The organism is Streptomyces sp. NPDC001700, assembly GCF_053596435.1.
Genome location: NZ_JBSFGE010000003.1, coordinates 529,170 through 553,314, shown reverse-complemented (window position 1 = coordinate 553,314; position 24,145 = coordinate 529,170). Strand labels below are relative to the sequence as shown.

Sequence of the window (24,145 nt, the reverse complement as noted above, 5' to 3'; positions counted from 1 at the left end):
GGCCCGCCCGGTGCGCCACCGCGCCTCCGGCGCGCGACCCCCGCGCATGGGCCCCGGGGCGGGTGATCACCTCGGGACCCGGTCGAGGGGGGCGGGATCAGCGCCCCTTGCCCTTCTTCTTCTGCGGCTTGCTCCAGTCGCCCCGGTGCTTCTGACAGCGGGAGTAGCCGATCATCGCGGGGTTCTGGCAGGGCCTCCCCGTAGCCGTCTTGGTCGACCCGCACTTCACCTGCTTGCCCATACGGTTCCCCTTGCCCGGTCAATGGGTCGATGCCGTCTCCGGTGAAGCCTCACCAGGCAGCGGCATGGCCGACACCGACCACGGACACATGGGGCCGAATCCACCCCCTTTGAGACCGGATCCCGGCCGCTACTGCCCCTCGCCCTGGGGCAAGTGCGCCTTCGCGTCCTCGTACGTGGCGTCCCCGGGCGCCTCGGCCGGGGCGTAGACCAGGTGCAGCACCCCGGTGCGGAACGTCGCCGAGGACAGCAGCCGCAGCGGGAGCGTGGTCTCGCCCTCCTCGAACAGCCGCATGCCCTTGCGTACGGCGATCGGGTGGACCAGCAGGTGCAACTCGTCCAGCAGCCCGTTCGCCAGCAGCTGCCGGACGACGGAGACCGAGCCGCTCATCGCGATGTCCTTGCCGGAATTGCCCGGTTCGTTCTTCAGTGCGGTGACGGCGTCCACCAGCCCGCCCTTGATCTGCTCGGAGTTCCGCCACGTGAGCGACAGATCCTGACGCGTCACGACGATCTTGCGGGCGTCACCGAGCTTCTTCGCGAAATCGGCGTCCTCGCCCCCGGCGGCCTCCCGCTCCGGCCACGCCCCGGCGAAGCTGTCGTACGTCTCGCGCCCCAGGAGGAGGGTGTCGGTCGCGCTGAAGGTCGCGTCGACGGCGGCGCCCATTTCGTCATTGAAGTAGGGGAAGTGCCACTGATCGGGCGCCTCTACGACGCCGTCGAGCGAGATGAACAGGCTGGCGATGATCTTCCTCATGATGCCCCTCCACGAGCGGTACGGATGACCCTTCCTCCCCTCAGACCGCGGACCCCGCACAAACTCATCGGTGGGGGCCCTGGCGACACGGAAGCCGGGACGTACGCTGTGGTCGCAGCCGGCGCGTCCCTTCGCGAGGGGGTAGGCGCCGGTCGCAGCTCAGCCGAAGGAGTACCGCATGTCGATGGTCGGCAACCTCCGGAAAGTGGCGCGCCTGGCCCGTCGGCGCCGCCGCGTCGATCTCAACCACCCCGCCCGCTCACCGCTCGGTACGTCGGTCGTCAACTGCGTGGCGTACGTCGACGGCAAGCGCCAGCCCGGCGACTGTCCGGCCGATGAGGCGATCGAGCGGGTGCGGCGCGCGCGGCGCGGCTTCGTGTGGATCGGGCTGCACGAACCCACCGAGCGGGAGTTCTCCGGGATCGCCGAGCTGTTCGCCCTCCACCCGCTGGCCGTCGAGGACGCCGTCCAGGCACATCAGCGGCCGAAGCTGGAGACGTACGGCGACACGCTGTTCACCGTCTTCAAGACGGTCCGGTACGTCGATCACGACGAGCTGACCACGACGAGTGAGGTCGTGGACACCGGCGAGGTCATGATCTTCACCGGGCCCGATTTCGTGGTCACCGTACGGCACGGCCGCCACGGATCGCTGGGCCCGCTGCGCGAGGAGCTGGAGGCCGACCCGGCCCAGCTGGCCAAGGGCCCCTCGGCGGTGCTGCACGCCATCGCCGACCACGTGGTCGAGGACTACCTCGCGGTCGCCGACGCGGTGCAGGACGACATCGACCAGGTCGAGACCGACGTCTTCGCCCGCGAGCCCGCGTACCGGGCCGACCCGGGCCGGATCTACCAGCTCAAGCGCGAGCTGCTGGAGTTGAAGCGCGCCGTGGCGCCCCTGGACCGTCCGATGGAACGGCTCTCCACGCAGCGCCTCCCGGCGGTCGACGTCGACATCCAGAAGTACTTCCGGGATGTCGCCGACCACCTGGACCGGGTCACCGACCAGATCGCGGCCTTCGACGACCTGCTGAACTCCATACTCCAGGCCCACCTCGCCCAGGTGACCGTCGCCCAGAACGAGGACATGCGCAAGATCACCGCCTGGGCGGCGATCATCGCCGTGCCGACGATGGTGTGCGGGGTGTACGGGATGAACTTTGACCACATGCCGGAGCTGCGGTGGCGCTTCGGCTACCCGCTGGTCCTGATCGTGATCGTCACCGCGTGTTTCGGCATCCACCGGGGCTTCCGCCGCAACGGCTGGCTCTAGCGTCTGGAGGAAGAGCCGTCGTCACCCGTCGTGGCGCTGCCGGTAGTGCTCGCGCCAGCGCGGCGTCGCGGCGCCGTCGAGGACGGTCATCACCACGTCGTGCGCCAGCCGGTCGTCGATCGGCATATGGCCGAACAGCACCCGGTGGTACGTGGTGGCGGCCAGCAGGTCGAGCAGCAGGTCGAGGTCGGCGTCCGCGCGGAGGTCACCGCGTTCGATGCCGCGGAGCAGCGCCGCCTTGGTGGTGGCCCGCCGGGGGTGGAAGATCGTCTCGGCGAAGACCCGGTCCAGCTCGGGGTCCCCGGCCAGATCCGCGATCAGCGCGGGCAGCGTACGGCGGCCGAAGGCGCCCCCGAAGGCCTGGCCGATGGTCTCGATGCCCAGGATCAGGTCGCAGTGGGTGCACCCGGTGTCGGGGGTGGGGGCGGTGCCCATGATCTCGCCCAGGGCCGTGATGACCAGCAGCTGCCGTGACGCCCAGCGGCGCCGGATGGCCGGTTTGGTGGTCCCCGCCCGGGCGGCGACCCCCTCCAGGGTGAGGCCGGGGTAGCCGACCTCCGCGAGCACTTCCCGGGTGGCGGTCAGGATCGCGCCGTCGAGCCGCGCGTCCCGAGGCCGCCCTGCCGCCCTGGGCTCGGCGGTGCGGGCGGAGGTGCTGCCGGGGTTTGCCATGGCGCCCAGTATAGGTAGCATGCATTTTCGTTCCGTTCCGTAACGTAATGAAATTAACGGAGGCCCCTATGCCACGGCGGGAACTGACCGAAGAGGGAGCCGCCGACGCGGCCGCGGAATCACCGGACCCGGCCCAGGCGCAGAGCGTCTTCCAGGCCCCGTACACGGCCCTGACCTGGGGAATCGTCCTGTCGGTCGGCCTGGTGGCCTTCGAGTCGATGGGCGTGGCCACGGTGCTCCCGGAGATCGCGGGCAAGCTGGGCGGCCTGAACGCCTACGGCTGGGGCTTCTCCGCGCTGATGCTCGCGAACCTGATCGGCACCGTCGCCGCGGGCCGCTCAGCCGACCGCCACGGCCCGGCCAGGCCCCTCGGCGTCGGCCTGGCCGTCTTCGCGGTCGGCTGCGCCCTGGCCGGGGCCGCGCCGAACTGGCCGGTCTTCCTCGCCGGGCGCTTCGTACAGGGCCTCGGCGTCGGCGCCGTGATGGCCCTGGCGTACACCGTCATCGGCCTGCACTACGCGGAACACCTCAGGGCCCGGATGTTCGCGCTGGTCTCCGGCGCCTGGACGGTCCCCTCGCTCGCCGGTCCGGCCGTCGCCGGGCTGATCGCCGAACACCTCCACTGGCGCGGTGTGTTCGTCCTGCTCCTGCCGCTGATCGCGCTCGCCTGGGCCATGGCGGTGCCCCCGCTGGCACGCCGTGGCCACCCGAACCCGCCCGCCGCCTCCGACGCTGTGCATGAGGTGTGGTGGCGCGGCCCGGTGGCCCGCGGAATCCTGGTCAGCGCGGGCACCGCTGTGTTGCTCGGCGGCCTGCAGTTCACCAACCTCGCCCTGCTGCTGCCGCTCGCGCTGCTCGGCACCGTGGCCGCGGTGCTGGGCCTGCGTACCGTGCTGCCGACGGGGACGTTGAGCGGCAGGCGCGGCGTACCGACCGGCGTGCTGATCCGGTTCCTGCTGTGCGGCGCGTACTTCGGCAGCGAGGCGTTCCTGCCCCTCGGCCTCACCGAACTGCGCGGCCTGACCACCACCGAGGCGGGCCTCGGCCTGTCCGCCGGGGCCATCGCCTGGGTGCTCGGCGCGGCCTGGCAGGGCCGGGCGGACGACCGCTGGAGCGGGCGCTCCCGGGCGCTGCCGATCGCCGTCGGCTGCACGGTCCTGGCCGCAGGCGTCGCGATCATCGCCGCGGGCATCCTGATCGACTCGGTGTCCGCCCTGGTCGCCGTGATCGGCTGGTCCGTCGGCGGCGTCGGTATGGGCATCGCCTTCAACGCCGCGACCACCGACGCCATGGAGCAGGCCCCCGCCGACCGGCAGGGCGAGGCGAGCGGCGCGATGCAACTCGCCCAGACCCTGGCCACCGCCGTCCTCACCGGCCTCGGCGGCGCGGCCATAGCCCTGTCCCACGCCCACGAAGCCCCCACCACCACAGCCCTGACAGCCACCTTCACCCTGACCCTGACCCTGGCCGCCCTCGCCGCCCTGACGGCCCACCGCATCAGGCCCAAGTCCTGAACGGTGCTGACGAGAAGGAAATGGGGACGGGCGCCCGGCGCCTCGTCGTCGGCGGAACGGCCTACCGCTGGCGGCTGCGACGCAGGCCCACCTACTGCCAAGGCCTGGCGTGGTCCCCGTGCACGTACGCGGTCGAGCACGCGGACCACCCGGGCACGACGCTCGTGGTGACCAGCAACCAACCTCACCCGGGCAATTGGCTCGGCCGCGAGGCCAACCCCGTACTGCCATCAGCCGTCGCCCAGGCCATTCAGCTCGCCCTGCGCGACGGTTGACCCCGACGGCCCCGGGCTCCGCGTTCCACCTCGACCAGTCGGCCGGATTCGCACCCCTGCCCTGAATGGAGCCTCAGGTCAGCTGCTGGGTGCCGCGCCAAGCGCTGAGCAGTTCCTCAGGGCCGTACGCCGCCTGAAGGCCGGAACAGCCGACCCCGCTGCGGGAGACCGCCACGAGCGGTACCGGCTCGTCGGTGATCGCCGCCCACCAGGTCGATTTCGATGTCGTTGCTGCGGGTCCAGTAGCCGCAGATCGCCGGGGCGGCGGGTAGGGCCGTGTTCGGCAGATAGTCCCGATAGAGACACTATCGCTACCGATACCAACCAGCCCGGGTTGCGCCAGTGCCTTCACTGGGCACGATGTCGAAGGGCCCGTGGCGGACGGAGTCGTCGCGGATCACTTCGCGGTGGCCCGCTCGATCCATTCGCGGTGGGCCGTCAGGTCGGTGTAGATGCCGGGGCCGGTGGCACACTTCGGATCGGCGTCGCCGTCGCGGCTGGTCGCCCCGAGGAGTTCCCACCGCCCGGGACGGCCCTTGATCAGCGGCCCGCCGGAGTCGACCATGCACGCCTGTGCGTTCTTGGTGGGGCTGTCGGTGCACAGCTCGTTGTCCGCGTTGTAGTTCTCGCTGCACAGGTCGTCGGGGACGATCTTGGTGTCCAGTTCCTGCAGACGGATCGGGAGGTCCGGGCACTCGCTGCCGTCCTCGCAGGTCATTCCCCAGCCGAGGATCCGCGTGTCGGCACCCGTCGGCGCGGATTTCGCGGCCAGCTTGATGGGCTTCGCGTCCACGGGGTGGTCCAGCTTCATGACGGCCACGTCGTTGCGGAACGGCTCGTAGGAGAAGTCCGGGTGCGCGATGACCTTGGTGACCTTCGCTTGGGCACCCTTCGTGCGATCGTGGTCGCCGACCCGCACGGAAAGCTGCTGGGGCTTGACGTTCACCGTGCAGTGCCCGGCGGTCACGATCCAGTCCGGTTTGATCAGGGAGGCTCCGCAGTAGTGGCGGCCGTCCTTCTGCACGCTCACCATGAACGGGTACGGAGAGGTGGCTTCGTGTCCCCCGATGATCGCTGATGCCGTTGGTGTCACTGCCATGGTGAGCGTGATCGCCCCCGCCACCGCGCACAGTGCCGCCTTGCCGCACTTGCCACGCTTGGCCATCTGTCCTCCTGTATCTCGCCGACGTCCTCCAGCCTGTCCCGGTCGGCACCCTCGGTGCGTCCCCCTTTCCGCTCGGCTGGACGTGCCCGAAAGTCGTACGGCACGTCGGCCTGGATCGTGCCGTGGGACGACCGCGAGGTGACGGCGGATACCGTGTGTGCAGGCGATGTTGCCCGTACGCGGACGAGGTGGTGGCGTGAGTGACCGTCAAGGTGGTCCTCCTCGAAGACGAGGAGTTGGTGCGCAAGGGCATCCGGATGATCCTCGACGCCGACCCGGACATCGAGGTGGTCGCCGAAGGCGATGACGGCTCGGTGGCGGTGGAGCTGGTGGCCAGGCACCGCCCGGACGTCGTGCTCACCGACATCCAGATGCCCCGCGTCGGCGGCCTGGAGGTCGCCCGGCAGCTCGCCGCGCTGCCCGATCCTCCCGCCGTCGCGGTGCTCACCACCTTCGACGTGGACGAATACGTCTACGCCGCACTCCAGCACGGCGCGGCCGGGTTCCTGCTCAAAGACACCTCGCCGCGCGAACTGGCCGACGCGGTACGGGTCCTCGCGCGCGGCGAGGCGATGCTCTCACCGCGCATCACCACCAAGCTGCTGGCCGCCTTCGCCACGGGCGCGGTCGCCCCGCAAGCGCGCTCGCGGATGGCGGAGCTGACCACCCGTGAGCGCGAGGTCGCCGTGGCGGTCGCCCAGGGCCACAGCAACTCCAGGATCGCCACCGAGCTGTTCGTGAGCCAGTCCACGGTCAAGGTCCACCTCAGCCGGATCATGACCAAGCTCGACGCCGCCAACCGCACCCAGGTCGCGCTCATCGCCCACGACGCCGGACTGACCTGAACGCCTGACTCATCGCCGGAGCGGCGGGTGCAGAGTCAACCTCCGGTTGTGGGCGCTCCGGTCACCGACGTGGGCAGCGCGGCATCGATCCGGAAGCCGCCGTCACCGGTGGGCCCGGACCCGATGGTGCCGCCGGCCAGCCGGACCCGCTCCGTCAGACCGATCAGCCCGTGTCCCCCGCTGGGGAGCAGAGGCCCACCGTCGGCAGTCGGCTCGGCGGGCTTCTCGGGCGGGCCGTTGACGATCCGTACGCGCACGGTTCGCGGGCCGAACGCGAGGTGGATCTGTGTCGGGGCCCCCGGGGCGTGCTTGTGCACGTTGGTCAGAGCCTCCTGCACGACCCGGTGTGCGGCACGCTCGACCGGCTCTGCCAGCGGCTGCGGCGCGCCCTCGACGATCACGGTGACGGGCAGCCCGGCGGTCCGGGAGCCGTCGGCCAGCTCGGCGATCCTGTCGACGGCCGCGCCGGGGACGGGCGGCTCCCCGGCCCCGGTGGCAGGGCCATCGGCCGGGTCACCGGCCGGGCGGTTTCTGAGGAGCCCCAGCATCTCGCGGAGTTCGGTGAGCGCGCGCTGACCGGCCGTCCGGATGATCTGCGCCGTCTCGCCCGTCATCTCCGGATCGTGGGCGACAACGCTGAGCGCGTTGGCGTGTACGACGATCAGACTCACCTGGTGGGAGACCACGTCGTGCATCTCTCCGGCGATGCGCCGTCGCTCCTCTTCCCGCGCGGCCTCGGCGACGAGCCGCTGTTCCCGCTCGGCGCGCTCCGCCCGTTCGACGAGACCGGCGACGACGGCGCGCCGTTGGCCCACGTAGAGCCCCAGCAGCAGCGGCACCAGACAGGAGAAGACGAAGTTCACCGCGAACCAGGTCACCACGGTCCGGAGGCTGGACCACGCTGCCGCGTTCCAGGGCGCGAGGGCCACCAGCCCGACACCGGCCGAGGCCCAGGCGATCCGGCGGCTGTGCGGGCCGCGATAGGCGCCCTCCGCGTAGTAGGCGAGGGGCGATACGAAGGGCGAGACCTGAAGGACCTTGGCCAGCAGTCCGACGACGAGTACCAGTTCGGGGGCCCGGCGCCGTACGAGCAGCGGCAGTGCGCTCACCGCGGCGATCACCAGGTTCGCCCAGGGAGCGGCCGGCCCCAGGTAGGGGTTCTGGAAACTGTTCCCCACCGCGAGCAGCAATGCGACGACCGTCAGCCCCAAGTCCACGGCGCGCGCCGGCAGGAGGGACGAGCGCGGTACGGGCCGCGCCGCGAGGCTCTGCGCCGTGCCCCCGTCGCCGGGAGGCAGAAACGCCCAGCCGCGCAGCGTGTTCCCGAGCCGGCGGCTGTGACTGGTGGTACTCACCCGGCGAGGATAGAAGGCGACCCCGAGCACCGGACCCGGCGGGCACCCAGCCGGTGCCCACTGCGACGACGCCCCGCAGCCCCGGCGCCAACCGCGACCACGAACGCCGAAGGGCCCCACCGCGAGCGGTGGGGCCCTTCGACGTATTGCCCGGTGAAGGCAATGGCGGAGGATACGAGATTCGAACTCGTGAGGGGTTGCCCCCAACACGCTTTCCAAGCGTGCGCCCTAGGCCTCTAGGCGAATCCTCCGCTGGAGACTCTACAAGACGATCGGGAGTGCTCGCGAACTCGTTCCCACCCCGGTCTATCCGCTAGGGTGGGGGCCAGCCCCTCACGTGGCGCTATCTCACCGAACTCCCCCAGGGCCGGAAGGCAGCAAGGGTAAGTGGGCTCTGGCGGGTGCGTGGGGGGCCCTTTCGTTTGTGGGGGCGTTGTGGGCGGGGACCCGGGCGGCGTCCGGATGTCGGTGGGCCCCGATATCGTCGTAAGCGTGTCGTCCCTCGCGCTGTACCGCCGCTACCGCCCCGAGACCTTCGCGGAGGTCATCGGGCAGGAGCATGTCACCGATCCCTTGCAGCAGGCGCTGCGCAACAACCGGGTCAACCACGCGTATCTGTTCAGTGGTCCGCGCGGCTGTGGCAAGACGACCAGTGCGCGCATCCTGGCCCGCTGTCTGAACTGTGAGAAGGGTCCCACCCCGGCGCCGTGCGGGGAGTGTCAGTCCTGCCAGGACCTCGCGCGGAACGGGCCCGGGTCGATCGATGTCATCGAGATCGACGCCGCCTCGCACGGTGGTGTGGACGACGCGCGGGAGCTGCGGGAGAAGGCCTTCTTCGGGCCCGCGTCGAGCCGCTACAAGATCTACATCATCGACGAGGCCCACATGGTCACCTCGGCGGGGTTCAACGCCCTGCTGAAGGTGGTCGAGGAGCCGCCGGAGCATCTGAAGTTCATCTTCGCGACCACCGAGCCCGAGAAGGTCATCGGCACGATCCGGTCGCGTACGCACCACTATCCGTTCCGGCTGGTACCCCCGGGGACGCTCCGCGACTATCTGGGCGAGGTCTGCGGGCGCGAGGACATTCCGGTCGAGGACGGGGTGCTGCCGCTGGTGGTGCGGGCGGGCGCCGGGTCCGTCCGGGACTCCATGTCGGTCATGGACCAGCTGCTCGCGGGCGCGACCGATGACGGCGTGACGTACGCCATGGCCACCTCGCTGCTCGGTTATACGGACGGCTCGCTGCTCGACGCGATCGTGGAGGCGTTCGCGGCGACCGACGGCGCGGCGGCCTTCGAGGTCGTGAACCGGGTGATCGAGGGCGGCAACGACCCCCGGCGCTTCGTCGCCGACCTGCTGGAGCGGCTGCGTGACCTGGTGATCCTCGCCGCCGTGTCGGACGCGGCGGACAAGGGGCTCATCGACGCCCCGGCCGATGTGGTCGAGCGGATGCAGGCGCAGGCGTCGGTCTTCGGCGGCGCCGAGCTGAGCCGGGCGGCCGATCTCGTCAACACGGGGCTGACGGAGATGCGCGGCGCCACCTCGCCTCGGCTGCAGCTGGAGCTGATCTGCGCGCGGGTGCTGCTGCCCGCCGCCTTCGACGACGAACGGTCCGTCCAGTCGCGGCTGGAGCGGCTGGAGCGGGGTGCCCTGGCGGGCGGTCTGGGCGGTGGCGGCGGTGTCGCTGGTGGGCCCGCTGGGCCTGCTGTGGGGTACGTACCGGGGCCCGACGCCCACGTACCGGCCGGGCCCGCCGGTCCGGCGGCCGCCCGTGCGGCGATGTCCGGCGGCCGTGGGCCGGACGCGGGTGCCCCGGTGGCACAGCCCAGCGCGCCGGACGAGGGGCCGCCCGCTGCGGGCTCCGCGCCTGCGTACGACGCTTCCGGCGGGGGCGCGGAGCCCGCGCCCGGCGGCGGTCCGGCCGGTGACGACGGCGGCGCAGACAGTGGCGCGCGGCGCCCCGGCGCCTGGCCTGCGGCAGGCGGCGGCGGCGGAGGCGGCGGCGCGGCCGGACAGACGGCGGCGCCGGGCGGTGGGCAGCGGCCCGGGGCCTGGCCTGCGAGCACTCAGCCCGGTGCGGGCGGCGGCGGGCAGCAGCCCGGCGGTGCGCCCGCTGCGGGCGGGGGCGGCGGGGGACAGCGGCCGGGGGCCTGGCCCTCGGCTTCCGCGCCGGGGTCGGGGGCTGCCGCGCCCGCCCCGGCCCCGGCCCCGGCAGCGGCCGGGCAGGGGCGTCCGGCCGGTGGGCCCGGCCAGCCGCAGCCGACACCGGGCATGGCGCAGGGCGCCCAGCAGGTGCGGCAGATGTGGCCGGACATCCTGGAGGCGGTCAAGAACCGCCGCCGCTTCACCTGGATCCTGCTGAGCCAGAACGCGACGGTCTCCGGCTTCGACGGCACCACCCTCCAGATCGGGTTCCCCAACGCGGGCGCCCGTGACAGCTTCGCCAACGGCGGTAGTGAGGACATCCTGCGGCAGGCCCTCAACGACGCGATCGGCGTGCAGTGGCGCATCGAGGCGATCGTCGATCCTTCCGGAGGACAGGGCAGTCCGGGCGGCGGTCCGGGCGGGCCCGGGCCGGGAGCGTCCGGCGGTCCCGGCGGCTTCGGCGGTGGCGGAAGCGGAGGCGGCAGCAGCAGCTTCTTCGGCGGTGGCGGTGGCGGAGGCGGAGGCGGCGGAGCAGGCGGCGGCGCAGGCACAGGCGGCGGCGCCAGCGCGGGCGGCGGTCAGCCCGCCCCGCCCCGGCCGCCCGCCCCCGCGCCCCCGTCCGCCCCCGCCGCCCCGTCGGCCCCGGCCCCGGCTTCCGCGCCCGCCGACGCGGGGCCGCCCGCCGAGGCGTCCGCGTACCGGGAGTACCGGGAGCCCGAGCCTCCGCCCATCTCGCCGGAGGAGGACATGCCCGCCGAGGACGACCCGGATCTCGACGAGACCGCGCTGAGCGGGCATGACCTCATCGTGCGCGAGCTGGGCGCCACGGTCATCGAGGAGATCGCGAACGAGTAGGCCACGTAGCGGCCGCGTAGCAGTCACCTAGCGGCCGCGTACGGGCCGTGTAAGGGAGGGGCGGGCCGTGGCCGTCTCCTCCGTACGGCGTAGGGCAAGGCGCCGTAGGAGCACGTAGGCTCGGGCTATCGAAGAGAACCGCAGTCGACAGCCAGGAGCGAACTCGTGATTCCCGGTGGTGGCCAGCCTGACATGCAGCAGCTGCTGCAGCAGGCGCAGAAGATGCAGCAGGACCTCGCCGCGGCCCAGGAAGAGCTGGCCCGTACCCCTGTCGAGGGGTCTTCGGGTGGTGGGCTGGTGAAGGCGACCGTGACCGGTGCCGGTGAGCTGCAGGGTCTGGTGATCGACCCGAAGGCGGTGGACCCGGAGGACACCGAGACCCTCGCGGACCTCGTCGTCGCGGCCGTCCGCGACGCGAACCACGTGGCGCAGGAGCTCCAGCAGACGAAGCTCGGCCCGCTGGCACAGGGACTGGGCGGGATGCCGGGCCTGCCCTTCTGAGACCGTTCGACGGGCGCTGTGCCCCGTTTCGACCGGCGCAACCGAATATTCATATGCGGTACAGCCACCGCGCGGCGGCGCGAGATTGGATGCAGGCGTGTACGAGGGCGTGGTCCAGGACCTTATCGACGAGTTGGGCAGGCTGCCCGGCGTCGGTCCCAAGAGCGCGCAGCGGATCGCCTTCCACATCCTCCAGTCCGAGCCCACCGACGTCCGACGTCTCGCTCACGCGCTGACCGAGGTCAAGGAGAAGGTGCGGTTCTGCGCGGTGTGCGGGAACGTCGCCGAGGCCGAGCAGTGCCGGGTCTGCCAGGACCCGCGCCGCGACCCCGCGGTCATCTGCGTGGTCGAGGAGCCGAAGGACGTTGTCGCGATCGAGCGGACGCGCGAGTTCCGCGGCCGCTATCACGTGCTCGGCGGGGCGATCAGCCCCATCGAGGGCGTGGGCCCGGACGATCTGCGGATCAGGGAGCTGCTGGCCCGGCTCGCGGACGGAACGGTCACCGAGCTGATCCTGGCCACCGATCCGAATCTGGAGGGTGAAGCCACCGCCACGTACCTCGCGCGCATGATCAAGCCCATGGGGCTGAAGGTCACGCGCTTGGCCAGTGGTCTTCCCGTCGGGGGAGACCTGGAGTACGCCGACGAGGTCACGCTGGGTCGTGCCTTCGAAGGGAGAAGACTTCTCGATGTCTGACGCAACGTTGCACGACGCACACCCGGACCCGGACGACTTCGCGGTCCAGATCGCCGATCAGATCGAGAGTTTCATCGTCGCGGTCACCGAGGTCGCCAAGGGCGACGAACCGGACAGCGCTGTGCCGTTCCTGCTGCTCGAGCTCTCCCAGCTGATCCTCGCCGGCGGCAGGCTCGGCGCGCACGAGGACTTCGTACCGGACGAGCGGTACGAGCCGGACGCCGGTCCGGAGCCGGACGTCGACGAGCTGCGGGAGCGGTTCGCCCGGCTGCTGGAGCCGGTGGACATCTACTCGGAGGTGTTCGACCCGTACGTACCGCGCAGCGAGCCCGTCCCCTGCCGCATCTCCGACGACCTCGCCCTGATCATCACGGATCTGCGGCACGGCATGGCGCACTACCGCGAGGGCCGGATCAGCGAGGCGCTGTGGTGGTGGCAGTTCTCGTACCTCTCCAACTGGGGTACGACCGCTTCCGCCGCCCTGCGCGCGCTCCAGTCGCTCGTCGCGCACGTCCGGCTGGACAGCCCGCTGGACGAGCTGGACGGGCTGGACACGGACAGTAACGCGGGCGGGGACGAGGCGCTGGCGGAGGAGGCCGGGCGGGTCATGGCGGCGGAGATCGCGGAGCCGCTGGGGCTGCGTTCCCTGCGCCCCTGAGTCGCACCTGAGCCGCCCCTTGAGCCGCCCCAGAGCCGCGCTTGAGACGCCCCGGGGGCGCCCCTGGGGCGCCCCTGAGGCGCCCCAGGGAACCCCGCGCGCCCTGTGAGCTGGGTTACGTTCCCGTGTGCTTCGCCGGGAAGCGGGCAGGGTTCGTCGCTGAACGAGTGGTGCGGGATGCCAGGAGTATCCGCGGTACGGGGACGTTGTGCCGCATGATCCCCCTGGTCCGCCCGGGTCCGTCTGGTCCGACCTGGTCGGGTGGTGAGGCGTGTGTCTCGCTATCTGATATTGGGAGGGCACTTTCCGGCCGCTCGTTAGACTGAGCCGACCGCAACATTGAGATCTGCGAGGAGCGCACGTGGGCCTTGTCGTGCAGAAGTACGGAGGCTCCTCCGTTGCCGATGCTGAGGGCATCAAGCGGGTCGCCAAGCGAATCGTCGAAGCCAAGAAGAACGGCCACCAGGTGGTCGTCGTGGTTTCCGCGATGGGCGACACGACGGACGAGCTGATCGATCTCGCCGAGCAGGTATCCCCGATTCCTACTGGGCGCGAGTTCGACATGCTGCTGACCGCGGGAGAGCGAATCTCCATGGCATTGCTCGCCATGGCGATCAAAGACCTCGGTCACGAGGCGCTGTCGTTCACCGGCAGCCAGGCAGGAGTCATCACCGACGCGGTCCACAACAAAGCACGGATCATCGATGTCACGCCGGGGCGCATCCGCGACGCGCTCGAACTCGGCGCGGTCGCGATCGTCGCGGGCTTCCAGGGCGTGTCCCAGGAGAGCAAGGACATCACCACCCTCGGCCGGGGCGGCTCGGACACCACCGCGGTGGCCCTTGCCGCGGCCCTGGACGCCGAGGTGTGCGAGATCTACACCGACGTGGACGGAGTGTTCACCTCCGACCCGCGCGTGGTGACGAAGGCTCGCAAGATCGACGAAATCCCGTACGAGGACATGCTGGAGCTGGCCGCGAGCGGCTCCAAGGTGCTGCATCTGCGCTGCGTGGAGTACGCGCGCCGCTACAACATCCCCATCCACGTACGGTCGTCGTTCTCCGGCCATCAGGGCACCTGGGTGCGCAATCGGCAGGAAGCGGGAGAAGGAGAAGAAGGCATGGAGCAGGCGATCATCTCCGGGGTCGCGCACGACACGTCCGAGGCCAAGGTCACGGTCGTCGGGGTGCCGGACAAGCCGGGTGAGGCCGCGGCCATCTTCCGCACGATCTCGGACGCCGAGATCAACATCGACATGGTGGTGCAGAACGTCTCCGCCGCGTCGACCGGACTGACCGATATTTCGGTCACGCTGCCCAAGACGGACGGCCACCGGGCGATGGAGGCGCTGACCAAGGCGAAGCCGCAGATCGGCTTCGACTCGCTGCGCTACGACGACCAGATCGCCAAGATCTCGCTGATCGGCGCCGGGATGCGGACCAACCCGGGCGTGACCGCGACCTTCTTCGAGGCGCTGTCGAATTCCGGGGTCAACATCGAGCTGATCTCGACCTCCGAGATCCGCATCTCGGTCGTCACCCGCGCCGACGACGTGAAGGACGCGGTCCGCGCCGTGCACAGCGCGTTCGGCCTGGACAGCGACAGCGTCGAGGCGGTCGTGTACGGAGGTACCGGCCGATGACCCGGGCCGGCGGCGCCGGTGGCCGGAAGCCGACGCTCGCCGTCGTCGGTGCTACCGGTGCCGTCGGCACAGTCATGCTCTCGATCCTGTCCGAGCGGGCCGACGTCTGGGGCGAGATCCGGCTGATCGCCTCGCCGCGGTCGGCCGGCCGGAAGCTGACCGTCCGGGGCGAGCAGGTCGAGGTGATCGCGCTGGGCGAGGACGCCTTCGACGGCGTCGACGTCGCGATGTTCGACGTCCCCGACGAGGTCTCGGCCCAGTGGGCGCCGGTCGCGGTGAGCAAGGGCGCGATCGTCGTGGACAACTCCGGCGCCTTCCGGATGGACCCGGACGTGCCGCTGGTCGTGCCCGAGGTGAACGCGCACGCGGCGCGGGTCCGGCCGCGCGGCATCATCGCCAACCCGAACTGCACCACACTGTCGATGATCGTCGCGATGGGCGCGCTGCACGCCGAGTTCGGGCTGAGCGAGCTGATCGTCTCCTCGTACCAGGCCGTCTCCGGCGCGGGCAAGGAGGGCATCGACGCCCTGCGCGAGCAGATCGCGCTGGTCGCCGGTACGGAGCTGGGTACGCACCCGGGCGACGTACGGCGGGCGGTCGGCGAGACCGGGCCGTTCCCGGCGCCGATGGCGCTCAACGTGGTGCCGTTCGCGGGCTCGCTCAAGGAGGACGGCTGGTCCTCGGAGGAGCTGAAGGTACGGAACGAATCCCGCAAGATCCTCGGGCTGCCCGGTCTGCGGGTCACCGCGACCTGTGTGCGCGTGCCCGTGATCACCACCCACTCGCTGGCCGTGCACGCGCGGTTCGAGAACGAGGTGACGGTGGAGGCGGCGCACGAGATCCTGGCCGGTGCGCCGGGCGTGGTGCTGTGCGACAACCCGGCGGAGGGCGAGTTCCCGACGCCGGCCGATGTCGTGGGCACCGACCCGACGTGGGTCGGCCGGGTGCGGCGCTCGCTGGACGACCCGAAGGCGCTCGAACTCTTCGTGTGCGGCGACAACCTCCGCAAGGGCGCGGCGCTCAACACCGCGCAGATCGGGGAGGTCGTCGCGGCGGAACTGACCGCCGCGTAGCGCCCCGTGCGGCTCCCCGTGGATCGCCCGTGGAGAGTGCGCCGCACGAGGTGCACACCCCGGACAATGTGAATATCCTGTGATCTGGGTAATGGCCTGGACCAGTTGATCCGGGCCAGCTGGCCTGTCCGACGAACCGCTCCCCGCTTGCTGCAACCGACAGCGAGCGGGGAGCGTCTTTCTGGTCGCCCACCAGTGGGCGCTGTGAAAACTGGGCATAGGGGAGAGTTGGGGCGCATGGGGGGATCTGGTGCAGCGTCAAAAGCGGTGCCTCGCGCGTACAACCCTGACGGGGGACAGCGTGTCCAACAGACGTGGCAGAGGCATTCGGCATCGCAACGGTTCCAGGGCGCGGCGGCACGGCAGTGCGGCCCCCGCGTCCGCGCACATCAGGCGGCATGCCGGTGATCGCGCCATGGTCGACCGCCCGCCCCGCCACCCTCGCGACAGGGCGCGAGGACGCTGACGACGCGATGGCGATGGCAGCGGGGACCACAGTCGATCACCTCACCGAGACCTACCGCGCCCACTACCGGTCGCTGCTGGGTCTCGCCGCGCTCCTCCTCGACGACACCGCGTCCTGCGAGGACGTGGTGCAGGAGGCGTTCATCCGCGTGCACTCGGCGCGCAAAAGAGTCCGCGACCCCGAAAAGACCCTCGCCTATCTGAGGCAGACGGTCGTCAACCTCTCCCGCTCCGCGCTGCGCCGCCGCATCCTCGGGCTGAAGCTGCTCTCCAAGCCGATGCCCGACATGGCCAGCGCCGAGGAAGGCGCGTACGACCAGCTGGAGCGCGACCAATTGATCAAGGCGATGAAAGGGCTGCAGCGCCGCCAGCGCGAGGTCCTCGTGCTGCGCTACTTCGCCGATATGACCGAGGCCCAGGTGGCCGAGACGCTGGGCATATCGCTCGGCTCGGTCAAGGCGTACGGCTCGCGCGGCATCGCGGCGCTCCGCGTCGCCATGGAGGCCCCCGCATGAACCACGAGAACGACACGCCGGGCCCGGAGGACCCCGACCGGAGGGACGACGTGAGCCCCGGCGGCACGGGTCCTGACGGCACGGGTCCTGACGGCACGGGTCCTGACGGCGCGGGTCCTGACGGCGCGGGTCCTGACGGCGCGGGTCCTCGCGGCGCTGGCTCGGACAGCACCGGCGCGGACGGCGCGGGTGGCATGGACGAGCAGGCGCTACGGCGGATGCTGCGGCACGCGGTGGACGACCTGGAGCCGACCCCGCACTCCCTGGAGCAGCTGCGGCGCGCGGTGCCCGCCCGCCGCGCGCGGCGGCGCCAGGCCCTGGTCGGGGCCGCGGCGGCGGTGGTGCTCGGCGGCGCCGCGCTGCCCGCCCTGGTGCATGTGACGTCCGCGAGCAACGCCTCGAACGACCGCCCGGCCAACGCGGCCAGCAGCCACCGCACCCCGCAGGGGGGCGACAACGGCGGGCGCGGCGAGGGCAGCGGCGGCAAGGACCCCGACGGGCCCTCCGACAAGGCCCGCACGGAGCACCGCGACCACAAGGGCAAGGACGGCGAGAAGGGCGAGGACAAGCCGTCCAAGGGCGCCCAGGGCGGCGACTCGGGCGGCACCGCCCCCGACCCCACCAGCACGCTGAACGCCACCTCGCCCACCTGCTCGCGCACCCAGCTCGGCGGGGGCGGCGGGTCGGCCGGAGCGGCGGACGGCGAGGGCCGGATCTACGGCTCGTTCCGTGTCGTGAACACCTCCGGTCAGGCCTGCGTGGTCGAGGGCGACGGCACCTACGGGGTGGCCGCCCAGGGCGCGGCGGACCCGGCGAAGGTCTTCTTCGTCGATCACACGGCGGGGGACGCGGCCAGCGGGCTGCCCGACCCGGCCACCGAGCCGGGCACTCTGATCCTGCAGCCTGGCCAGGGCTACGACGTCCGCTTCGCCTGGATACCGGCGTCCGGCGGCGGCACCAGCGGATGCCCCACATCCGGCGGTGATACGCCGACCACCAGCCCCTCCCCGGACGCCGCGGGCGGCCCGGCGGACCAGCCCGGCTCGGGTGAGCCGAGCGGCGCCCCGGGCGGCGGTGGCGAGCAGCCTGCCGCGAGTGTCCAGGTCAGCTATACGCCGGAGGCGGGCGAGCCCGCGATCGGCGGCGTGACCCTGAACGGTGCCTGCGCGGGGACGGTCTACGGCACCGGCCTGCTGGCCTCCTCCTGAGCGCCGTCCGCGGCGTTCTCCCGGCGGCGTGAAGCCGGGGCCCGCCGCCGGGGGCCCGGCGCGGGGCCCGTACCGTGGGGGTGTGTATCGGTTTCTGCTGACACCCCGCTGGTGGGTGATCAACGTGTTCACCGTGCTGGCGATCCCGTTCTGCCTCTTCATGGGCAGCTGGCAGCTCAGCCGCTTCGAGACGCGCATCGACACGCACGAGCAGCAGCAGGACGATGCGGCCGGTGCCGAGAAGGCCGCGGTGAAGCCGCTGGGCGACCTGCTGCCGGTCACCACGGAGACCTCGGGGCGGCGGGCGACCGCCACCGGCCGGTATGACACCGAACACCAACTCCTCGTACCCGACCGGCGGCTCGGCGGCCGTACCGGTTTCTATGTGCTGACGCTGCTGCGCACCGACGGGGGCAAGGCGCTGCCCGTCGTCCGTGGCTGGCTGCCCGGGAACGCCGACTCCAAGGCCGACACCGCCAAGGTGCCCGCGCCGCCGTCCGGCCGGGTGACGGTCACCGGAGCGCTCCAGGCGACCGAGCACGAGGGCAGCGGCGGGTCGGCCGCGAGCGGCGCGCTGCCGCGCGGTCAGCTGGGCATGATCAGCGACGCCTCGCTGGTCAATCTGGTGCCGTACACCGTGTACGACGCGTGGATCACCTCCTCCCAGGCCCCCGGGGCCCTGCGGCCGGTGCCCCCCGTGGTGGCGGAGGGCACCGGGCTGGACCTCAAGGCGTTCCAGAACCTCGGCTACACCGGTGAGTGGTTCGTCTTCGCGGGCTTCGTGGTCTTCATGTGGTTCCGGCTCTTCCGGCGCGAGGTCGAGGCCGCCCGCGACCTCGCGCTCGGCCTCACTCCTGACGGGCCTGCGGCTCCGGAAGACTCGGCTTCGGAAGGCTCGGCTTCGGAAGATTCGGACTCGGCGGATTCAGATGACGCTGAGCGAAATCGATCTCCAAGCGCAACTGCTTGATCCGCTCCTCGACCACGAGCGAGCCGTGCCCCGCGTCGTAGCGGTAGACCTCGTGCGGGGCGCCGCGGCGCACCAGCCGGTCCACGTAGTTGTCGATCTGCCGTATCGGGCAGCGCGGGTCGTTCACCCCGGCCGAGATGTAGACCGGGGCCCGCACCTCGTCCACGTAGGTCAGCGGGGAGGACGCCTCGAAACGCTCGGGCACCTCCTCCGGGGTGCCCCCGAGGAGCGTGCGGTCCATCGCCTTCAGGGCCTCCATCTCGTCGTGGTAGGCCGTCACATAGTCCGCGACCGGGACCGCGGCCAGGCCCAGCGCCCAGGCCTCGGGCTGGGTGCCCAGACCCAGGAGCGTCAGATAGCCGCCCCAGGAGCCGCCCGACAGGACCAGCCGCTCGGGATCGGCCAGCCCTGAGGCCACCGCCCACTCCCGGACCGCCGCGATGTCCTCCAGCTCGATCAGCCCGACCCGGTGCTTGAGCGCGTCCGTCCAGGCCCGCCCGTATCCGGTCGAGCCGCGGTAGTTGACCCGGACGACGGCGAAACCGTGGTCGACCCAGGCCGCCGTGCCTGCCGCGAACGAGTCGCTGTCGTGCCAGGTCGGCCCGCCGTGGATGTCGAAGACGGTGGGGAAGGGGCCCTCGCCCTCGGGCTTCTGCACCAGCGCGTGCACCCGCCCGCCCGGTCCATCCACCCAGGCGTCGGTGACCGGCACCGACACGGGGGCCTTGAACCCGGGCGGGTCGAGCACGGTCCGCCCGGTTGTCGACCGCACCTGCGGCGGCTGCTCGGCCGAGGACCACAGGAACTCGATCGCGCCGTCCGGCCGCGCGGAGGCGCCCCCGACCGACCCGGCCGGGGTCTCGACGCGGGTCAGCTCACCGGAGGCCAGCTCATACCGCCACAGCTCGCCGCGCGCCTGGTGGTCGTGGGAGACCAGCAGCGCCGAGCCGTCCGGGAACCAGTCCGCGCCGACATCGCCCGGCAGGTCGATGGCCAGGGCCGTCTCCACCCCGGTCAGCGGATCCCACACCATCGGCTCCCACCGGCCCCGCCGCTGGTGCCCGACCAACAGCCGGGTGTCCCCGGCGACCGGCGCGAAGCCCATGACGGCCAGGCCCAGCTCCTCGGTGCCGCCCTTGGTGTCGTCCAGCTCCGCGACCGCCGTGCCGTCGAGCCGGACGACCCGGATCGCCGAGTGCATGGCGTCGCCGTGCTCGGTGTGCTCGACCGCGATCAGCGTCCCGTCGTGCGACAGGTCGCCCACCCCGGCCGACTCCCGGTGCCGGTAGATCTCCCGGGGCTCGCCCTCCGGCGGCACCACATGGATCGTCGAGCCCTCCTCGTCCGTGGACCGGCCGACGACCGCCGTGCCGTCCCGGCCGAGCGCGAGACCCGCCGGGTAGGAGGGTTCGAGACCGGGCGCGGCGGGCTCGTCCGTCTCCGGCTGCCCGGCTTCGCGGCCCGCGCCGCCTTCGAAGGGCTGGCGCAGCCAGACCCCGAACTCATCACCATCGGTATCCGAGAACCACCAGATCCACCGGCCGTCCGGGGTCAGCACCCCGTCCGTCGTCCCGTTCGGCCGGTCCGTCACCTGGCGCTGCGCGCCGGTGGCCCGGTCCCATGCGTACAGCTCATATGTGCCCGTGGCGTTCGAGACGAACAGCGACCGGTCGGGGGCGTCCTCCGCCCACTCCGGCAACCCCACTCGCGGTGCCCGAAACCGCTTTTCCCAGTCCGGCATGGACTCCGTGCTCTCAGTCATGACCCCATTCTGCGCCGCACCCCGACATCCGCGCTGGCGTCCCCTCGCGCCTGTGGATAACGTTCGCGGCGGGCATGGACAGACGGGGCCGTAATGGAGGGGGAGATGATGGGCGACATAGCCGCGACCGTGGAGACATATTGGGCGACGGCCCAGGCCAGGGACTGGAGGGCGTTCGGCGCGACGCTGGCCGACGATGTTCGCTACGAGCTTCCACAGACCCGGGAGCGGGTGGTCGGCCGGGACGGTGTGGTCCGCTTCAACGCCGAACAGCTCGGTGAGTGGAGCCTGGAGGTCGAGCGCGTGGTCGCCGACGCCACCCAGGCGGTCTCCTGGGTCCGGTTCAGCGACGAGGAGGAGGAGACGCAGGGCATCAGTTTCTTCACCGCCGCGCCGGACGGCAAGATCCAGACGATCACCGATTTCTGGCCCGCCGCGTACGAGCCTCCGGCCGGGCGTGACCAACTGACCGAGCGCTTCTGACGGATCCCCACCTGACAGATTCGATCTGTCAGGTTCCACCTGTCAGACCCCCAGCCCCCAATCCCCCAATTCCCCGTACCCACCCCGCGATTCCCCGCCCCGTCCCCCTCCACCCCTCCCGGCGCTCGTCTAGCGCAGTTTCACCGGCAGCGTCTCGACGCCGTAGACGATGGACAGCTTCCGGTACTTGAGCTTGTCGGCGTCGACGGCCAGCCGCATCTCCGGGAATCGCCGGATCAGTGCCGGGTAGGCCGCGCGGAGTTCCATCTTGGCGAGTTCGGCGCCGATGCAGCGGTGAATGCCGTGGCCGAATGCCAGGTGGGAGGACGCCTGCCGGTGCGGATCGACCCGATCCATGTCCGGGCCCAGCTTCTCGTCGCGATTGGCGCCGCTCAGCGAGCACAGCACCAGATCCCCGGCGGATATCTTCGTGCCCGCTATCTCCATGTCCTCGCGCGCGAACCGCGGGAACGCCACCTGGACGACGGAGAGATAACGCAGCAGCTCATCCACGAAACGGTCGACGACGTCCTCCTGGTCGCGTATCGCCGCGAACTGTTCGGGGGCCTGGAGCAGTACGAGCGTGCCGAGCGCCAGCATGCTCGCGGTGGTTTCCAGACCGCCGGTCAGCACCCCGTCGGCCAGCCCCGCCAGCTCCTGGTCGTCGATTTCGTCGCCGTGCTCCTTCACCAGCATGCCGAGCAGCCCGTCACCCGGTGATTCACGCTGCTTGCGGACGATTCCGTGCAGATACGCGAGCGAGTCCGACATGGCGCCGAAGGACGCGTTCGCCCCGCTGCCCAGGTCGAATCGCGCCGTGCTGTGCCGCTGGAATTCCTCGCGGTCCTCGTAGGGAACGCCGAGCAGTTCGCAGATGACGAGGGCCGGAATGGGGAGCGCGAACATCTCCACCAGGTCGACCGGCCCCTCGGCCGCGGCCATCTCGTCCAGCCGCTCCTCCACGATGGCGTGGATGCGCGGGGTGAGCCTGCTGAGCCGCCGCATGGTGAATTCGGGCGTCAGCAGCCGCCGCAGTCTCGTATGTGTCGGTGGATCGCTGAAGCCGAGACCGCCGGGATTCTGCTGTTGGGCGAGGCCGACGGTCTTCTCGGCGAGGTTGGTGAAGTCGGAGCTGAACCCCTTCGCCTTTCCCAGCACCGCCTTGGTCTCGTCATAGCCGGTGACGAGCCAGCCATTGATCCCGAAAGGGAGCCAAATCTTGCTGATAGGTTCCTTTGCCCTAGTTATGGAGAGATCTGCCACGGGGTCGAGTCCGTCCCGCTTCAGCGGTGCCAGCGTGGCATCCGGAAGAAACGACATCTTGGACAGATCGAACCCGTTCTTCTGAATCTTCGTGAAGTACTTGCGGCCCAGCCACGTGACGATGTTCGAGCGGAGATTCGACATGGGCGCAATACTGCCCTGCCGCGGCGGGTCGTCCGTCACACGTTGGCAGACGCGTCCCGGTGTGATGTACCACAGCCGCGCGGCGGTCCTGCCGCGCCCGCCCGCCCGGGCCGCTTCGTGATCAGTGCGGTGGCGCGGGCCGGGGGATCGGAGGAAAGTGAAGATATCGGGCGTGACGCGCGGTCGATGAGGTATGCGCCCCGGCCGAGTGCGGCCGAGTGCCCGGTGGAGTGAGCGGCGGAGTGAGCGGAGTGAGGTGAGCGGCTTGCGGGAGAGGTTCCGTGCTGTCCAGGGAGCACCGTGCTGGGTGAGCCTGATGGCAGCCGATCTGGACCGCGCGCACGCCTTCTACGGAGATCTCTTCGGCTGGACGTTCCGCCCCACGCGGTACGGGCACGGCCGCTACACCATCGCGTGCACCGACGATGGCGTAGCGACGGTCGGCATCGGCGCGTCCGCCCCGTCGGCGGATGTGGCGCTGCCCGTCACCTGGACGACGTACTTCGCGGCGGACAGCGCGGACGAGGTGGCCTGGCGCGTCCAGGAGCGCGGCGGCACCGTCGCGGTCGGGCCGCTGGAATTCGGCAACGGCCGGGTCGCCTGGGCGTCCGATCCGGAGGGCGCCATCTTCGGCATCTGGGAGGGGGACCTCACCTCCGCCTGGTGGGGTGAGCGCAGGCCGGGTGCTCCGGTGTGGCTGGAGTTGCGTACGCGTGACGCGTTCGACGCGGCGCTCTTCTACGGCCATGTCTTCGGCTGGGACGCCCAGCCGCGCGAGCGGTGCGACGTCCGCTTCGAGCATGACCGGGTGGTCCTGCACATCGACGGGAAGGCGGTGGCCGGGCTGCGCGGGGGCGCCCTGGAGGCCGCCCCCGATCCGAGTGTGCGCCCCCGCTGGCATGCCTATTTCCGGGTCGAGGACGCCGACCGGGTCGCCGAACGCGCCGTGGAACTGGGCGGAAGCGTCGTTTCCCCGCCGGGTGACACCCCCTATGGCCGCATCGCGGCGCTCCGCGACGCCGAGGGCGGAATCTTCAGCGTGGCGGCGGTTCAGACGACGGTTCAGCGAGGCTCGACGGGTGAGCGGGACGGCGCCTAGGATCGGAGATACGGCATCGCGTGTCGGTCACCGGCTGGGTGAGGCATGGAGGTGCCCGTGAGATTGCCTTATTGGGAGGCATTCCACAGTGTCAGTCGAGCTGAATCACACCATCGTCCACTCCCGCGACAATCGGGAATCCGCCGAATTCCTGGCCAATATTCTGGGCCTGGAGGTGGGGGACGCCTGGGGGCCGTTCATACCGGTCTCCACCAGCAATGGGGTCACCCTGGACTTCGCCAGTATCCCGGCCGAGTCGATCACCATGCAGCACTACGCGTTCCTCATCTCCGAGGAGGAGTTCGACGCGGCGTTCCAGCGGATACGGGAACAGGGCATCACGTATTACGCCGATCCGCACGGTAAGCAGCCGGGCGAGATCAACCACCACTACGGCGGCCGCGGGCTGTACTTCATGGACCCGGCCGGTCATGGCATGGAGATCATCACCCAGCCTTACGACAACGAGCCCGCCTAACGGCGACGAGCCCTCGTAAGGGCAACGAGCCCTCGTAAGGGGCATTCCGGCGCGGCCGGGGCCCAGCGCCCCGGCCCGTTGGTCTCGGCGC

General features: G+C 71.1%; 22 protein-coding genes, 1 tRNA gene, 1 other RNA gene and 2 pseudogenes. 17 read left to right on the top strand and 9 right to left on the bottom strand.

Annotated features, from left to right (window positions below; translation table 11 throughout):
* Positions 1-97: 97 nt before the first annotated feature.
* Positions 98-241: an HGGxSTG domain-containing protein gene (locus ACWC5C_RS08280; RefSeq protein WP_450874648.1), complete on the bottom strand. Its 144-nt coding sequence runs from the start codon at positions 239-241 to the stop codon at positions 98-100.
* A gap of 129 nt (positions 242-370) precedes the next feature.
* Positions 371-997 carry a dihydrofolate reductase family protein gene (locus tag ACWC5C_RS08275; protein WP_450874647.1) on the bottom strand — a complete coding sequence of 209 codons (627 nt, stop codon included), beginning with the start codon at positions 995-997 and terminating at the stop codon, positions 371-373.
* 178 nt (positions 998-1,175) lie between these two features.
* Between ACWC5C_RS08275 and ACWC5C_RS08270 the strand changes: the two genes are divergently transcribed.
* On the top strand, positions 1,176-2,270 hold the full coding sequence (locus ACWC5C_RS08270) for a magnesium and cobalt transport protein CorA (protein WP_450874646.1): 1,095 nt from the start codon (positions 1,176-1,178) through the stop codon (positions 2,268-2,270).
* Positions 2,271-2,291: 21 nt separating this feature from the next.
* Here the strand turns inward: ACWC5C_RS08270 and ACWC5C_RS08265 are convergent, their stop codons facing one another.
* Entirely contained in the window at positions 2,292-2,942 is a 651-nt protein-coding gene (locus ACWC5C_RS08265) for a TetR-like C-terminal domain-containing protein (protein ID WP_450874645.1), read from the bottom strand.
* A 68-nt stretch (positions 2,943-3,010) separates the two neighbouring features.
* On the opposite strand from ACWC5C_RS08265, the gene ACWC5C_RS08260 reads away from it, so the two are divergent.
* Both ACWC5C_RS08260 and ACWC5C_RS08255 read left to right on the top strand, forming a co-directional pair.
* Entirely contained in the window at positions 3,011-4,456 is a 1,446-nt protein-coding gene (locus ACWC5C_RS08260) for an MFS transporter (RefSeq protein WP_450874644.1), read from the top strand.
* 20 nt (positions 4,457-4,476) lie between these two features.
* Entirely contained in the window at positions 4,477-4,731 is a 255-nt protein-coding gene (locus ACWC5C_RS08255) for a hypothetical protein (RefSeq protein WP_450874643.1), read from the top strand.
* Positions 4,732-4,804: 73 nt separating this feature from the next.
* On the opposite strand, the pseudogene ACWC5C_RS08250 reads toward ACWC5C_RS08255, so the two are convergent.
* A pseudogene (locus ACWC5C_RS08250) lies at positions 4,805-5,018 on the bottom strand (ATP-binding protein); the annotation flags it as partial.
* A gap of 110 nt (positions 5,019-5,128) precedes the next feature.
* Positions 5,129-5,896: a S1 family peptidase gene (locus ACWC5C_RS08245; RefSeq protein ID WP_450874642.1), complete on the bottom strand. Its 768-nt coding sequence runs from the start codon at positions 5,894-5,896 to the stop codon at positions 5,129-5,131.
* Positions 5,897-6,096: 200 nt separating this feature from the next.
* Between ACWC5C_RS08245 and ACWC5C_RS08240 the strand changes: the two genes are divergently transcribed.
* Positions 6,097-6,741, top strand: coding sequence for a response regulator (locus ACWC5C_RS08240; protein WP_450874641.1), 645 nt, complete (start codon positions 6,097-6,099; stop codon positions 6,739-6,741).
* Positions 6,742-6,776: 35 nt separating this feature from the next.
* Here ACWC5C_RS08240 and ACWC5C_RS08235 read toward each other — a convergent pair whose 3' ends face one another.
* Together ACWC5C_RS08235 and ACWC5C_RS08230 are read right to left on the bottom strand one after the other, a co-directional pair.
* Complete coding sequence (locus ACWC5C_RS08235; protein WP_450874640.1) at positions 6,777-8,096, bottom strand: sensor histidine kinase; 1,320 nt, start codon at positions 8,094-8,096, stop codon at positions 6,777-6,779.
* Positions 8,097-8,259: 163 nt separating this feature from the next.
* Positions 8,260-8,347 (bottom strand) — tRNA-Ser (locus tag ACWC5C_RS08230).
* Between the two features lie 74 nt (positions 8,348-8,421).
* Between ACWC5C_RS08230 and ffs the strand changes: the two genes are divergently transcribed.
* From ffs to ACWC5C_RS08180, 10 genes and pseudogenes are all read left to right on the top strand, one after another.
* Positions 8,422-8,516: signal recognition particle sRNA small type (gene ffs, locus ACWC5C_RS08225), an RNA gene on the top strand.
* A 72-nt stretch (positions 8,517-8,588) separates the two neighbouring features.
* A complete protein-coding gene (locus tag ACWC5C_RS08220) occupies positions 8,589-11,096 on the top strand; it encodes a DNA polymerase III subunit gamma and tau (protein ID WP_450874639.1) in 2,508 nt (835 codons plus the stop codon).
* Between the two features lie 165 nt (positions 11,097-11,261).
* Positions 11,262-11,597 carry a YbaB/EbfC family nucleoid-associated protein gene (locus ACWC5C_RS08215; protein WP_009716707.1) on the top strand — a complete coding sequence of 112 codons (336 nt, stop codon included), beginning with the start codon at positions 11,262-11,264 and terminating at the stop codon, positions 11,595-11,597.
* Positions 11,598-11,694: 97 nt separating this feature from the next.
* Positions 11,695-12,294 carry a recombination mediator RecR gene (gene recR / locus ACWC5C_RS08210; protein WP_009716708.1) on the top strand — a complete coding sequence of 200 codons (600 nt, stop codon included), beginning with the start codon at positions 11,695-11,697 and terminating at the stop codon, positions 12,292-12,294.
* A complete protein-coding gene (locus tag ACWC5C_RS08205; protein WP_450874638.1) occupies positions 12,287-12,952 on the top strand; it encodes a DUF5063 domain-containing protein in 666 nt (221 codons plus the stop codon). Before recR ends, ACWC5C_RS08205 begins: the two co-directional genes overlap by 8 nt.
* A 361-nt stretch (positions 12,953-13,313) precedes the next feature.
* The gene (locus ACWC5C_RS08200; protein WP_450874637.1) at positions 13,314-14,594 is read left to right on the top strand and encodes an aspartate kinase; all 1,281 of its coding nucleotides are present in this window, start codon (positions 13,314-13,316) and stop codon (positions 14,592-14,594) included.
* Positions 14,591-15,667, top strand: a complete 1,077-nt coding sequence (locus tag ACWC5C_RS08195) for an aspartate-semialdehyde dehydrogenase (RefSeq protein WP_450874636.1) — start codon at positions 14,591-14,593, stop codon at positions 15,665-15,667. Before ACWC5C_RS08200 ends, ACWC5C_RS08195 begins: the two co-directional genes overlap by 4 nt.
* 398 nt (positions 15,668-16,065) lie before the next feature.
* Positions 16,066-16,647, top strand: coding sequence for a SigE family RNA polymerase sigma factor (locus tag ACWC5C_RS08190; RefSeq protein WP_450874635.1), 582 nt, complete (start codon positions 16,066-16,068; stop codon positions 16,645-16,647).
* Positions 16,644-17,855, top strand: a complete 1,212-nt coding sequence (locus ACWC5C_RS08185) for a hypothetical protein (RefSeq protein ID WP_450874634.1) — start codon at positions 16,644-16,646, stop codon at positions 17,853-17,855. Before ACWC5C_RS08190 ends, ACWC5C_RS08185 begins: the two co-directional genes overlap by 4 nt.
* A 160-nt stretch (positions 17,856-18,015) precedes the next feature.
* A pseudogene (locus ACWC5C_RS08180) lies at positions 18,016-18,570 on the top strand (SURF1 family protein); the annotation flags it as partial.
* A gap of 133 nt (positions 18,571-18,703) precedes the next feature.
* Here the strand turns inward: ACWC5C_RS08180 and ACWC5C_RS08175 are convergent.
* Positions 18,704-20,566 (bottom strand): S9 family peptidase, encoded by a 1,863-nt coding sequence (locus tag ACWC5C_RS08175; RefSeq protein ID WP_450874716.1) that lies wholly within the window; start codon positions 20,564-20,566, stop codon positions 18,704-18,706.
* A 129-nt stretch (positions 20,567-20,695) separates the two neighbouring features.
* Between ACWC5C_RS08175 and ACWC5C_RS08170 the strand changes: the two genes are divergently transcribed.
* The gene (locus ACWC5C_RS08170; RefSeq protein WP_385436365.1) at positions 20,696-21,070 is read left to right on the top strand and encodes a nuclear transport factor 2 family protein; all 375 of its coding nucleotides are present in this window, start codon (positions 20,696-20,698) and stop codon (positions 21,068-21,070) included.
* Between the two features lie 129 nt (positions 21,071-21,199).
* On the opposite strand, the gene ACWC5C_RS08165 is transcribed toward ACWC5C_RS08170, so the two are convergent.
* A complete protein-coding gene (locus ACWC5C_RS08165) occupies positions 21,200-22,477 on the bottom strand; it encodes a cytochrome P450 (RefSeq protein ID WP_450874633.1) in 1,278 nt (425 codons plus the stop codon).
* 316 nt (positions 22,478-22,793) lie between these two features.
* Between ACWC5C_RS08165 and ACWC5C_RS08160 the strand changes: the two genes are divergently transcribed.
* Entirely contained in the window at positions 22,794-23,576 is a 783-nt protein-coding gene (locus ACWC5C_RS08160) for a VOC family protein (protein WP_450874715.1), read from the top strand.
* 88 nt (positions 23,577-23,664) lie between these two features.
* Positions 23,665-24,054, top strand: coding sequence for a VOC family protein (locus ACWC5C_RS08155; RefSeq protein WP_450874632.1), 390 nt, complete (start codon positions 23,665-23,667; stop codon positions 24,052-24,054).
* Positions 24,055-24,145: the final 91 nt, after the last annotated feature.

Bases quoted from the DNA above. Each gene is read 5' to 3' on its own strand.
- ACWC5C_RS08280 (WP_450874648.1), bottom strand. From the start codon at position 241: ATGGGCAAGCAGGTGAAGTGCGGGTCGACCAAGACGGCTACGGGGAGG.
- ACWC5C_RS08275 (WP_450874647.1), bottom strand. From the start codon at position 997: ATGAGGAAGATCATCGCCAGCCTGTTCATCTCGCTCGACGGCGTCGTA.
- ACWC5C_RS08270 (WP_450874646.1), top strand. From the start codon at position 1,176: ATGTCGATGGTCGGCAACCTCCGGAAAGTGGCGCGCCTGGCCCGTCGG.
- ACWC5C_RS08265 (WP_450874645.1), bottom strand. From the start codon at position 2,942: ATGGCAAACCCCGGCAGCACCTCCGCCCGCACCGCCGAGCCCAGGGCG.
- ACWC5C_RS08260 (WP_450874644.1), top strand. From the start codon at position 3,011: ATGCCACGGCGGGAACTGACCGAAGAGGGAGCCGCCGACGCGGCCGCG.
- ACWC5C_RS08255 (WP_450874643.1), top strand. From the start codon at position 4,477: ATGGGGACGGGCGCCCGGCGCCTCGTCGTCGGCGGAACGGCCTACCGC.
- ACWC5C_RS08245 (WP_450874642.1), bottom strand. From the start codon at position 5,896: ATGGCCAAGCGTGGCAAGTGCGGCAAGGCGGCACTGTGCGCGGTGGCG.
- ACWC5C_RS08205 (WP_450874638.1), top strand. From the start codon at position 12,287: ATGTCTGACGCAACGTTGCACGACGCACACCCGGACCCGGACGACTTC.
- ACWC5C_RS08195 (WP_450874636.1), top strand. From the start codon at position 14,591: ATGACCCGGGCCGGCGGCGCCGGTGGCCGGAAGCCGACGCTCGCCGTC.
- ACWC5C_RS08190 (WP_450874635.1), top strand. From the start codon at position 16,066: ATGCCGGTGATCGCGCCATGGTCGACCGCCCGCCCCGCCACCCTCGCG.
- ACWC5C_RS08185 (WP_450874634.1), top strand. From the start codon at position 16,644: ATGAACCACGAGAACGACACGCCGGGCCCGGAGGACCCCGACCGGAGG.
- ACWC5C_RS08175 (WP_450874716.1), bottom strand. From the start codon at position 20,566: ATGCCGGACTGGGAAAAGCGGTTTCGGGCACCGCGAGTGGGGTTGCCG.
- ACWC5C_RS08170 (WP_385436365.1), top strand. From the start codon at position 20,696: ATGGGCGACATAGCCGCGACCGTGGAGACATATTGGGCGACGGCCCAG.
- ACWC5C_RS08165 (WP_450874633.1), bottom strand. From the start codon at position 22,477: ATGTCGAATCTCCGCTCGAACATCGTCACGTGGCTGGGCCGCAAGTAC.
- ACWC5C_RS08160 (WP_450874715.1), top strand. From the start codon at position 22,794: ATGGCAGCCGATCTGGACCGCGCGCACGCCTTCTACGGAGATCTCTTC.